12 protein-coding genes and 1 pseudogene are annotated in these 11,671 nt (G+C 60.6%); 6 read left to right on the top strand and 7 right to left on the bottom strand.

All coding sequences use genetic code 11. From position 1 onward, the window contains the following. Window positions 1-186 precede the first annotated feature (186 nt). A pseudogene (locus tag AKV04_RS17575) lies at window positions 187-669 on the bottom strand (DUF932 domain-containing protein); the annotation flags it as partial. Between the two features lie 720 nt (window positions 670-1,389). On the opposite strand from AKV04_RS17575, the gene AKV04_RS17565 reads away from it, so the two are divergent. From AKV04_RS17565 to AKV04_RS17555, 3 genes are all read left to right on the top strand, one after another. Then, window positions 1,390-2,901, top strand: a complete 1,512-nt coding sequence (locus tag AKV04_RS17565; protein WP_054007726.1) for a multicopper oxidase family protein — start codon at window positions 1,390-1,392, stop codon at window positions 2,899-2,901. Between the two features lie 136 nt (window positions 2,902-3,037). Continuing rightward, window positions 3,038-3,493 (top strand): c-type cytochrome, encoded by a 456-nt coding sequence (locus AKV04_RS17560; protein WP_054007725.1) that lies wholly within the window; start codon window positions 3,038-3,040, stop codon window positions 3,491-3,493. 49 nt (window positions 3,494-3,542) lie between these two features. Then, window positions 3,543-3,986: a c-type cytochrome gene (locus tag AKV04_RS17555; RefSeq protein WP_054007724.1), complete on the top strand. Its 444-nt coding sequence runs from the start codon at window positions 3,543-3,545 to the stop codon at window positions 3,984-3,986. A 9-nt stretch (window positions 3,987-3,995) separates the two neighbouring features. Here the strand turns inward: AKV04_RS17555 and AKV04_RS17550 are convergent, their stop codons facing one another. The 5 genes from AKV04_RS17550 to AKV04_RS17530 form a co-directional block, all read right to left on the bottom strand. Next, window positions 3,996-4,193: a heavy-metal-associated domain-containing protein gene (locus AKV04_RS17550; RefSeq protein ID WP_054007723.1), complete on the bottom strand. Its 198-nt coding sequence runs from the start codon at window positions 4,191-4,193 to the stop codon at window positions 3,996-3,998. A 22-nt stretch (window positions 4,194-4,215) separates the two neighbouring features. Continuing rightward, window positions 4,216-6,549: a heavy metal translocating P-type ATPase gene (locus AKV04_RS17545; protein WP_054007722.1), complete on the bottom strand. Its 2,334-nt coding sequence runs from the start codon at window positions 6,547-6,549 to the stop codon at window positions 4,216-4,218. Between the two features lie 95 nt (window positions 6,550-6,644). Beyond that, window positions 6,645-7,316, bottom strand: coding sequence for a TVP38/TMEM64 family protein (locus AKV04_RS17540; RefSeq protein ID WP_054007721.1), 672 nt, complete (start codon window positions 7,314-7,316; stop codon window positions 6,645-6,647). Window position 7,317: 1 nt separating this feature from the next. Further along, entirely contained in the window at window positions 7,318-7,704 is a 387-nt protein-coding gene (locus AKV04_RS17535; protein WP_054007720.1) for a DUF302 domain-containing protein, read from the bottom strand. Between the two features lie 67 nt (window positions 7,705-7,771). Next, complete coding sequence (locus AKV04_RS17530) at window positions 7,772-8,305, bottom strand: DUF305 domain-containing protein (protein ID WP_054007719.1); 534 nt, start codon at window positions 8,303-8,305, stop codon at window positions 7,772-7,774. A gap of 106 nt (window positions 8,306-8,411) precedes the next feature. On the opposite strand from AKV04_RS17530, the gene AKV04_RS17525 reads away from it, so the two are divergent. Further along, window positions 8,412-8,684, top strand: coding sequence for a metal-sensitive transcriptional regulator (locus AKV04_RS17525; RefSeq protein WP_054007718.1), 273 nt, complete (start codon window positions 8,412-8,414; stop codon window positions 8,682-8,684). 139 nt (window positions 8,685-8,823) lie between these two features. On the opposite strand, the gene AKV04_RS17520 is transcribed toward AKV04_RS17525, so the two are convergent. After that, window positions 8,824-9,228 carry a single-stranded DNA-binding protein gene (locus AKV04_RS17520; protein WP_054007717.1) on the bottom strand — a complete coding sequence of 135 codons (405 nt, stop codon included), beginning with the start codon at window positions 9,226-9,228 and terminating at the stop codon, window positions 8,824-8,826. Window positions 9,229-9,667: 439 nt separating this feature from the next. Between AKV04_RS17520 and AKV04_RS17515 the strand changes: the two genes are divergently transcribed. Beyond that, entirely contained in the window at window positions 9,668-10,018 is a 351-nt protein-coding gene (locus AKV04_RS17515) for an H-NS histone family protein (protein WP_328287157.1), read from the top strand. A gap of 83 nt (window positions 10,019-10,101) precedes the next feature. Then, window positions 10,102-11,196 carry a Fic family protein gene (locus AKV04_RS17510; RefSeq protein ID WP_054007716.1) on the top strand — a complete coding sequence of 365 codons (1,095 nt, stop codon included), beginning with the start codon at window positions 10,102-10,104 and terminating at the stop codon, window positions 11,194-11,196. The last annotated feature ends 475 nt before the right edge of the window (window positions 11,197-11,671 follow it).

Below are 11,671 nucleotides of genomic sequence, written 5' to 3'. Positions count from 1 at the left end.
CTCTTCAGTGATGCGCGTGTAAACATCGGCACGCGCCCCGGATTGAATCCTGGTGGACATGGTGAAAACTCCTCTTGGGGGACAGCGCATGCGCAAGCGATCACTGCCGCTCGGCGGCAGCGCTCAACGCAGCGGTGATGAAAATGATCAGGCGGTGGCCGGTGAGACAGCTTGACTGTTCAGATAACGGCCGTACTCGGCTCCGGTCACGGCCCGCAGCTCTATGCGGCCATCTTCGGTCTCAAAGGTTTTAACCTGCTCGGCCCGGTGGTTGGTCAGCCCATATTGCAGGTTGATGCCCGCCAATGGTGCGGGCAGTTGCCGCAGGTAGGAGGCCGGTGCGCCGACAATGCTGGCGAGCTGCCCGAACGCCCAATGGGTTGGCACCACCGGTTCCTGCGCCTTCGGCAGCATCAGATGCAGGCGCTCGCTATTGTCACGCGACGCCTCGACCCGAATATCTGCAGTTTGTACGACCCTGCTGCGGCTGCGCTCGGAGCGACCCTTCACCGATGCCCAAAGATCATCGAGCGACAGATACCGCTCATCATCGGGCCGGTTAAACCATTCAGACGACACCCGCCCGTTCCGCTCACCCCGGCTGACATCCACTTTGTAACCACCTGTCCGTGCTGGCTGCACCGGGTCCATAACTTCAACAACGCCCATCGGCATTCCTCCGTGACAGGCGCTGGAAGCCACTCTCCCAACCCTCAACCCGTCGCGAAAGCAACCAACTCTTCTCTGACTCTCAAGCAGTTTGGGCGGAAAGCATTCGTATGGCTGCGCAAAGCTCAGAATGCCACAAGCCTGAAAAAAACATACTTGCAGGAGCATACATACAGCTTGGCCTTCAGCTCAGGACACATTCTTGACCCGCCGGCCCCCCGAAGCGGGTCCAAACGGCTTCGTGTCTTGCGTAAATCACCCGCCGATCATAAAATATATTATACTGCCGTCTGAAGGCTTCGATGACTCGATTTATTGTCACAGCTTTGCTTACACTTTCCATCGCTTTGTTCGGCGTTCTTCCGCATGCAGCAATGGCAGGAGAAATGCAGACAACGGTGGCACCCTGTCACAATGAACAAACCGTCATGAACCGGCATGCCGATGCGATGAAACATTGCGGCGGATCTGATCATGCAATGTCAGGTGCCTGTGCGATCGCCTGTCTTGGATCGGTTGCAACCTGGTTTACCTCTGCGGACGCTGCGCCAATGGCATTTCGCCCGGTTGCGCACCGGGCCACCGTTTCCCTCGTTTTGCGCGGGCGCACGGGCGAGACAGCCGACCGCCCCCCGAAATTCCTCTGAACGATTGATGAGCGGAGCTGCCCTGCGGCTCCAGACTGATGCGCCCCTTTAGGGGTTGATGGAATAATTCAAAATGACACATGACCTCACACGCCGCGGCTTTCTGGCCGCATCCGCAGCCTTGGCTGCCACCACCGCCCTGCCGCGCATGAGTTTCGCGCAAAGCGCACCGCTTTCCCTGACCGCAACATCCCGGGTGATCGAGGTTGGCGGTCGCGCAGCCTCTGTCATGGGCCTGACCAATGGATTGGGCGGGCAAGGGTTGATCCTTGATCCCGGTCAACGGTTCCGCGTCGATCTGACCAATACGCTGGCGGAGGAGACGATCATCCACTGGCATGGCCAGATCCCGCCGAATGTGCAGGACGGGGTGCCGAACCTGCCGATGCCGCTGTTGCAGCCGGGTGAGACGCGCAGCTACGACTATGCGCCCATGCCCGGCACCTACTGGATGCACAGCCATGTGCCGGTGCAGGAAATGAGCCTGCTCGCGGCCCCCCTGATCGTGCGCCGGCCTGAAGATCTGACGTCTGACCGGCAGGAAGTGGTGATGTTCCTGCACGACTTTTCGTTCCGGCCTGCCGCCGAGGTGCTGGCCGAGATCACCCAAGGGGCGGCACATCATGACATGGGCGCGATGGATGCCCCGGCGCCGACCCCGGATGGCATGTCGGGCATGAATCATTCCGGCATGACGACAGACGGCACGGGTCACATGGGCATGGCCATGGGCGGTATGGGCGCAGGCGGGATGGTGATGGACCTGAACGACTTCGAGTTTGACGCCTATCTCGCCAATGATCGCACGCTCGCCGACCCAGAAGTGATCGCCGTCGAGCGCAAGGGCCTGGTCTTGCTGCGGGTGATCAATGCCGCGGCGGCGACCGTGTTTTGGATCGACACCGGTGGGGTGCCTGCGCGTCTGGTGGCGGTCGATGGCCACGGCGTTACGCCTGTGACGGGGACGCGCTTTGGTCTGGCTATGGCGCAGCGTCTTGATCTGGAAATTGATCTGCCGGACGCCGGGGCCTTTCCAATTCTCGCGCTGCGCGAAGGTGCGCGGCAGCGCACTGGCATCATCCTTGCCACCGCAGGTGCCGAAGTGCGCAGGATTGATGATCTGGCAGAAGTTGAAAGCAGCGCGTTCGATCTTGACCTTGCGCAGGAAAGGCTGCTGCGGGCGGCACCTGTGGTGGGCGCGCCGACCCTTGCGCCGCGCCCGGTGGACCGGACCCATATGATCATGCTGGGCGGCGCGATGCAGCCTTACCTCTGGACTATCAACGGACAGGTCTGGGGCAATCACACCCCGCTTACCGCCAAGACCGGCGAACGGGTGCATCTGTCGTTCCACAACATGTCGATGATGGGGCACCCGATGCACCTGCACGGGCATGTGTTCCAGGTGGTGAACATCAACGGTCAAACCTTCGATGGCGCGATCCGCGACACGGTCTATGTGCCGCCGATGTCGATGGTGACGGTTGCGCTAGATGCCGGAGAGGCCGCGCGCTGGATGCTGCATTGCCATCACATGCCGCATCTTTCCATCGGGATGATGACCGAGTTTGCCGTGTCGGCCTGAGACATCCGCCACCGGAGCGGGACGTCCCTCCGGTGGCAACCACATTCATCGGCGCGCCTGACCCGGACGGCCAAAGGCCGACGGCAGGGCCGCGCTAGCGCCGCGCAGTCGGCGAAGACAGATTGGAGATTGTATCATGAACAAGAGCCTCATCGGCGCACTGGTTGTCGCTTTCATGGCAGCGGCGGGCTGGTATTGGACCCAAGGCCCGGCCAGTGAAGAGCCGGTTTCGGCCACGGCACCGGCTGCCTCACAGGCCGCAGCAGGTGCACCCTTGGCCGAGGTCACCCTTCCGGCAGAGCTTTCCGCACAAGCGCGTCTGGGGGAGACCTATTTCAACGCGGTCTGCGCCTCTTGCCATGGCACGAATGCGGCGGGGAAAGATGGCGTCGCGCCGCCGCTGGTCCACCGGATTTACGAGCCCGGTCACCACGGCGACATGGCCTTTGTTCTGGCCGCACGCAACGGGGTCAAGGCGCACCATTGGCCGTTCGGAAACATGCCACCGGTTGAGCAACGCCTGACGGATGGAGAGCTTGGCGCGATTGTTGCCTATGTGCGCGAATTGCAGCGCGCCAACGGGATCAACTGATGCGGTTGAGTATCCGCCCTTTTCTCAAAGCTACACCGGACCAACCGGCATGAGGTCGGGCATCCTCATTCTCATGGCGGCGGTCCTTCTGGGATCCATCGGGGCCGCCTTCCATATCTTTGCCCCCGACAATGTAGCCGCGACGCGCGGTCGCGTTCTTTATGACGCGAACTGCGCCGCGTGCCACGGCAGAAATCTCGAAGGCCAGCCAGACTGGCGCAGCTCTGGGCCAGACGGGCGTTTCCCGGCACCTCCGCATGACGAAAGCGGGCACACTTGGCATCATTCCGACACCGCCCTGATCGACTATATCACCTTGGGCGGCGAGGAAGCGCTGGCGCAGATGGGTGTCAGTTTCGATAGCGCCATGCCGGCTTTCGGCGATGTGCTGAGTACGCAGGAAATCGCCGATATCCTGGCCTACATCAAATCGCGCTGGCCCGACCGCGAGCGCCAGTTCCAGTCGGAACGGAGCGCGTCTGACGGTGGATGATGGGGCGGCTCAGGCGGGGGCAGCAGGATATCCGGCCTCAGCCAGCACCGCTTGGACGCGCGCTGTGTCAGCGCTGCTCTCAACCGAAACCTTCCGCGCTGGCATATCGAACTCGATCTGTGCTGCTGGATCAAGGGCGAGGATTGTTTTCTCGACCGTGGATTTGCAACCGCCGCAATGCATGCCGGGGATGTGGAAAGTTGTCATGATCTTCTCCTTTTTGATGTGTTTATAGATCAACCCGCCGCAAGCGCAGCGCGTTGGTGATCACTGAAACCGAGGACAGGCTCATTGCCGCCGCCGCAATCATCGGCGACAGCAACAACCCGGTGACTGGATAGAGCAGCCCGGCCGCGATCGGAACACCTACAGCGTTGTAGGCGAAGGCAAAGAACAGGTTTTGCTTGATATTGCGCAGCGTCGCGCGGGCCAGTTTGCGTGCCCGCACGATGCCCATCAGATCGCCGCCCAGCAGAGTGATGCCCGCACTTTCCATCGCCACATCGGCGCCGGTGCCCATGGCGATGCCGACATCCGCTGCCGCCAAAGCGGGTGCATCATTTACCCCGTCGCCTGCCATGGCGATCTTGTGGCCCTGCTTGCGCAACTCGTCGATCAGCTTCTTCTTGTCTTCCGGCAGAACACCCGCGCGCACCTCGTCGATGCCCAGCGTCGCCGCCACCGCTTGTGCTGTGCGCTCATTGTCGCCTGTCGCCATGATGACGCGCAGGCCTTGGGCATGAAGTTCCTTGATCGCCTGAGCTGTGCTGTCCTTGATCAGATCGGCGACCGCCACGATACCTGCAAGCTCACCATCGACCGCGACGAACATCGCCGTCTTGCCCTCCCTGCGCAGGGTATCAGCCCTTTCCTCAGCTTGTGTCGTGTCCAAGCCCATATCCTGCATCATGGCGGTGTTGCCGAGGGCCACGGCGCGACCGCCGACACTGCCGCGCACGCCTTTGCCGGTCACGGCCTCAAAATCCGCAGCGTCCTGCCGGGTAGCCCCTTGCGCCTCGGCACCTTCGACGATGGCTTCGGCGAGAGGGTGTTCGGAGCCGCGCTCAAGGGCCGCTGCAAGCGACAGAATGTCAGCCTCGGTGATATCCCCCAGCGCCACAGTATCAGTCAGCTTCGGCTTGCCCAAGGTCAGGGTGCCGGTCTTGTCGACGATCAGCGTGTCGACCCCCGCCATGCGTTCCAGCGCCTCGGCATCCTTGATCAACACCCCGGCCTGCGCCCCGCGGCCGGCTGCAGTGGTGATTGAAATCGGCGTGGCAAGGCCCAATGCACAGGGGCAGGCGATAATCAGCACCGAGACGGCAGCGGCGATGGCATAGACCAGCGCTGGTTCAGGCCCGAAGATCATCCAGACCACAAAGGCGAAGATCGCGGTGCCGACCACGGTCGGCACGAACACCGCCGCCACGCGGTCTGCCATTCCCTGGATCGGCGCGCGTGATCGGCGCGCATTCGACACCATGGCCACGATCTGCGCCAGCACGGTGTCGGCGCCGACCTTGCCCGCCTCGATCACCAAAGAGCCGTTCTTGTTGATCGTGGCCCCGGTCACCGCATCGCCGGGGCCTTTTTCGACCGGCATGGATTCACCGGTTAACATGCTTTCGTCCAAGGAGGATCGCCCCTCGATCACAACGCCATCCACCGGAACCGCATCACCGGGCCGTACCCGCAGCCGGTCGCCTTCCATGATGTTTTCCAGAGGCGCGTCGTATTCCGTGCCATCTGGCAGGATCCGTCGCGCGGTTTTCGGTGCCAGATCAAGAAGCGCGCGGATCGCATCACCAGTGCGCTCCCGCGCCCGCAACTCCAGCACCTGGCCGACGAAGACCAAGGCGATAATCACCACCGCCGCCTCGAAATAGGTGCCCACACCTTGGCCCATCCGGTAAACTTCGGGGAAGACGCCCGGCAGGAAGGTCGCCACGATGGAATAGAGATAGGCCGCCGCAACGCCGAGGCTGATCAGCGTCCACATGTTAGGCGACCGGTTGATCACTGAGTCCCAGCCGCGTTTGAAGAACGGAAAGGCGGCCCAGAGCACGATGGGTGTCGCCAGCACGAATTCCAGATAGCTGGCCGTCTGATGCCCGATCCAGTCGCGCACCGGCAGACCGACGAATCCGCCCATCGTCAGCACGATGAGCGGCACCGCCGCCGCCGCTGAAATCCACATCCGGCGGGTGAAATCTGTCAGCTCATGGCTGGGTTCGTCCGTCGGCACTACCGGCTCCAGCGCCATGCCACAGATCGGACAGGGTCCCGGCGCATCTCGAATGATTTGCGGATGCATCGGACAGGTGTACTGGATGTTCGCCGGTGCGGCTTTCTCACGCCCCGCTGCGTGGCCGGAGGCGTAGAACCATGGATCGACCTTGAATTTCGTCTGGCACTTTTCTGAGCAGAAATGGAAGGTCTTGTCCTGGAACTGGGCGTGCCGCGTATCTGGCGTGACTGCGACCGTCATCCCGCAGACTGGGTCTTTGGCGGTTTCTGCCCCATCGGGAATGTCGGATTTTGCGTGCTGATGATCGTGTTCCATGTCCTGCCAACTTTCTTCTGATTTGTTTCAGCGTGAGGCATCCAGTGACTGGAAGCTCAAGCTGTTTTAGATGTCCTCGGTATAGCCCTCGGCCATCAGGTTGGTTTTTTGCCCTTGGGCCTCATCGCGATCCAGAGCAGAGGTAATCCGGTGACGAGGCCAAGGCCGAGAACCGTCCATGTGGCTTGGCTCATGTCTCCACTGGCCGCTTCGATGCCAACATGGGCAAGCAGGAAGCTCGCAGGTATGATTCCAGCAAGTGTTGCCAGCGCAAACCGCCAAGCATGCAGGCAACTCAGGCCTGCCGCATAGCTGATCATGTCGAAGGATACGAAAGGCATCAGTCGGCTGACAAACACGGTCCCAGTGAGAGCGTTCTGCGATCCTAGCAGCCCGGCATCCACCGACGTGCCGAACACGTGTTTGAGCGCATCGCGCCCGAGTACCCGCGCAAGTCCGAAGGCGATCAACGCGCCGAGTTCTGCCCCAATCACGACATAGACAGTTCCCCAGACATGCCCGTAGGCCGCACCGCCGGCCAAGGCGATCGGCGCGCTTGGGATCGGACTGGCGACCACGGCCACGGTCATGAGGCCAATGATCAACAAGGGTCCCCAGATGCCCGCCTGCGCCACCAATGCTTCCAGTGCCTCGCGGTTCATCAGGTGCATGACATCAACCAGGATTGCAGGCGCAAACCACCACACCCCGAGCAGGACAAGGCCAAGGCCAGCCATCGCTGCCAGAATACCGGTGCGCAAGCTCATCTCAAATCGCGGCCACGGCTTCCGCCAGCAGGTCTCGCACCTGACCGGCGACAGCATGCAGCGCAGCATTGTCGATGGCTTGCATCGAGGCCACGGGATCAATCGCGCTGACCTCGATCCCGCCATCGACCTCACGCAGGATCACATTGCAAGGCAACATCGCACCCACGCGCGGCTCCATTCCGATGGCCTGATGCGCCATCTTCGGGTTGCACGCACCGAGAATGCGGTAAGCTGGCATATCGACATCCAGCTTTTTCTTCATCGTCGCCTTGACGTCGATCTCGGTAAGAATGCCAAAACCCTTGTCGCCCAGTGCAGCCCGGGTGCGCGCGTCAACGGCGTCAAAACCGGCGTCCGCTATCAGGCGGTTGATTGTATAAGCCATTGTATTTCCCTTTCTGTTCATGATTTCTATTCCAGCCGCGACGTCTACTTTTCAGCCAACTGTAGCGTCATTCGACTTCCGCTCGGGGTGTGCCCGCAGGTGCCTCGCCGTTCGCCTCGATATCCGCGATGTAAAGCTTCATTTCCGCGATCTCGGCCAGTTGGGCTTCGATGATTGCATCTGCCAGTGCCCGGACCCTCGGGTCCGAGATATTGGCCCGCTCGCTGGTCAGGATGGCAATGGAATGGTGCGGGATCATTGCCTTCATCCATGCGACGTCACCTACCGTTGCTTGCGTGCGGACAAGCCCCAGCCCGACCCCAAAAGCGACAATCCCCCCGACAAGGATCGCGATGTTGGCTTTCCGGTTGGAATACATGCCCAGCATGAAGGCAAGCATGATGATTGCCATCACCCCGCCCATGTAGAGCGCCATCCACATCCGGGTCTGAGAGAAAAAGACATGGTCAATCGCATAGGTGTTCAAATACATCAGGCCGAACATCGCGACGGTCGATGTCGCGATCATGGCGAGGAAACGGCCATAGCCGCCGCCCGCCTTGCCCGAATGCGGTTGCCCGTGCGTCCGTGAAAATTCCATTGTAGATTTGTCCCGGTATGTCATTGCCTGCCTCATTTATATACCCATATGGGGTATATAACCAGCTACTCGATGACAAGTTCCAACTGAATGGAGGAAAAACCGCGTGAAGACGAATAAGGACAAGACTTTGGACCGACTATCCCGCCTTGAAGGGCAGGTCAGGGGTGTCGTCGGGATGATCGAGGCGGATCGCTACTGCATGGATATCCTTGTACAAACGGCGGCGATCCGATCCGCGATCCTCGGGGTGGAAAAGCTGATCCTGGAAAACCACGCGCAGCATTGCGTCCAGACCGCGATCGACAGCGGCGACGCGAACGAGCAGCGTGCGAAGTTCAACGAGTTGATCGGGCTGCTGCAGAAAGCGTCGCGCTAGGTGCCCTTCTTTCATGAAGAGTGCGATTGATAGAGGCCAGCAAGCGTTGCCTCCGTCATTTATCCCGACAGCCGCATGCCGCGCGTGGCTGATACCCGGCGGGTTTCCCCGCCGGGCCTTGGGGGAGGCCCCGTTCTTTTCAGAACGGGATCTCGTCGTCGCGGTCGACCAGCTCGGGGTCTTGACCCTCGGCCAATTTGGGGCGGCTGAGGAAGTCGACCTTCTCGGCGATGATCTCGCAGCCGTAGCGGTCAGTGCCGGTTGCGTCGGTCCACTTGGTGTAGTGGAGGCGGCCGTGGACGAGGACCTTCATGCCCTTTTCGCAGTGTTCGGCGATCGACTTGCCGAGACCGTTGAAGCAGGTGATGCGGTGCCATTCGGTGTCCATGACCCGGTAGCCGTTTTCGTCGCGCATGACGCGACCTTCCGAGAGGCGGGGGCGCGAGGTGGCGAGGCTGAAGTTGGTGATCTGTGTGCCGCCCTGGGTGGTGCGGGTTTCAGGTTTTTGACCGATGTTGCCGGCGAGGATAACGATGTTCTGCATTTGAAGCTCCTGTGTTTCCTGTCTTCGGGACCGTCCCTTCGACAAGACCCGAAAGAAGCCTGTCGGGTGAGGCGTGCACGGCGGACAGCATGGACGCCGGAAACCCCCAGAGGACCGGGGTGGAGCGGGCAGGTGCCGCGTTTCCAAAGAAACGCTAGCCAACACGGCCCGGACTGACGCGGGGTTGCGCGATTGAACCCGAACAGGCTTAGGGGATTGTCAGTCGAAGGGATGGCGCCGGAGATGGGAGCGACCTGGAGCGTTTGCAGAACGAAGGCCTTCCTTGCTGGGGCAACAGGGCAAAAGCCGACCTACTGAGCCAAACCTTGCGGCAGATCACCCTACCCCCCTGCCCCGCCACGCGACCCTGACCGTTGGGAGTTGCATTGCGCTGACCGGACGGCGATCCCTGATCGGTCAACTTGGACACAAGGCACGTATGGCTGATTTCGACGTCGCCGCATTGTCATCCAAGGAACTGCGGAAATTGCTGAAAGACCTCGCCAAGGCGATTTCCACGCAACAAGACCGGCGCAAAGACAAAGCCTGCGCCAAGATTGATGCGATCACCAAAGAGATGGGCTATTCCCTTGCCGACCTGATCGGTACCGAGGTGAAGCCCGCCCGTGCGCCTGACGCGACGAAATACCGTCACCCAGAAAACAAGGGCCCCACCTGGCCAGCAGTGGACGCAAGCCGCCGCGGTTCGGAACCGGCTTTGAGGCTGGCAAGACGCCAGAGGGCTTTGCAGTCACATCACGCATGTCGGCCATTTGCGCAGACATGCTGATACGTGAAGAAAGTTCGAATTTGCTGACATGAAGCGTCAGTCGTGTTATCAAACCGTAACTTTCTTAACACGAGCCACATAACATGTTAAAGCCAACCTATGTGATCCCTGCCCTGCCGCCCCCAATCGACATTGAGACCGTCCGCGTTCTTAAGGCGTTGGCGCGGGCCAGCCGCGCCTTGGCCGACCTGAAGGGCCAGGCCAAGACCATCCCGAACCAAGGCATTTTGATCGACACTCTGGCCCTGCAGGAAGCCAAGGCCTCCTCGGAGATCGAAAACATCGTCACAACCCAGGACGAGGTGTTTCAGGCAGACCTGTTCCCCGATGATCCGCAGTCGCCGGCCGCCAAGGAGGTAGCACTCTACCGGGACGCCTTGCGGCTCGGCTACGCCCGCCTGCGCGAGACTGGCGGCCTAATTCCAAATTCGGCGCTGATCGACATGTTTCGCCTGTTGAAGGGGCGCGATGACGGGTTTCGGGTGACGCCCGGAACGGCGCTAAAACACGAACAGACCGGAGCCATCGTTTTTGTGCCGCCGCAGGATGCACGCGACATCGTCACACATATGTCCGGCTTGGAGAGGTTTATCAACGACGACGAATTTTGCGCCCTCGACCCCCTGATCAAAATGGCGCTGATCCACCATCAATTCGAAAGCATCCATCCATTTCCCGATGGCAATGGCCGGATCGGCCGCATCCTGAATGTGCTTTACCTGACCCGCACGGGGCTTCTCGACATCCCCGTGCTTTATCTGTCGCGCTTCATTACGCGCAACAAGGCCGACTACTACCGTCACCTTCAGGCCGTGCGCGACGAAGGTGCTTGGGAAGACTGGGTCGTTTACATGCTTGACGCTGTAGCTGAGACCTCCGCCACGACCGTCGAAATCGTGGCCGGCATCAGGGATCAGATGGCTGATGTGAAACATCGCATGCGGGCCGAACTTCCAAAGATCTACAGTCAGGAATTGCTGAACAACCTGTTCCGCCACCCCTATACACGGATTGAATATGTCCAGACCGATCTGGGTGTCAGCCGGCAAACAGCGGCCAAGTATCTGGACACGCTGGCGGAAAATGGGTTTGTCGAAAAACACAGGTCCGGAAAGAGCAATTATTTCATCAACGTAGCCTTGGTGAAGCTGTTTCTTGATGTGTCGGAGAGCCGCTGAGGCTGCGCAGCCCGATGCATTCTGTTTCGCTACTTCCTTCATATTGTCGTTGCACTTTCGGCCTCTTGTGCCGGTCGTTCGAACGACCGGCGGGCGAAAGGCCCAGGTCGGAGGCCTTGCCCCGAGCCTGAGCCCTCTTCGAGGCCGTGGGCATTATGCCCACGGATCGATCTCGGCCTTATGAAGACGTCGCCATAAGGCCGAGTATGATCCCTTCGCGATTATGGCCCGTTGAGGGTCATCGTCTCGGTAAGCGGCTGAGATGCCGGGCTTTTCGCTCGGCACCATGCCCTTGGCAGTGCGCATAATCACAGGCCCTTCAGGAAAGCCAGCAAGTCATCAGGTGCCTTGAACCTCTTCGTGCCGATGACCGTTGGCTGAAGCCGAAGCAACGCTTCCTCCTTCATCTTCATGTCAGCCGACAAGTAGATGTAAGTGGTCGCAGGGCTCTCATGTCCGAGCCACAGGGCTATGA

The sequence above is a fragment of the Cypionkella psychrotolerans genome (genome assembly GCF_001294535.1).
Taxonomy (GTDB): domain Bacteria; phylum Pseudomonadota; class Alphaproteobacteria; order Rhodobacterales; family Rhodobacteraceae; genus Cypionkella; species Cypionkella psychrotolerans.
Note: the sequence above shows the minus strand (reverse complement) of the source record. Positions and strands in the feature narration are given on the sequence as shown.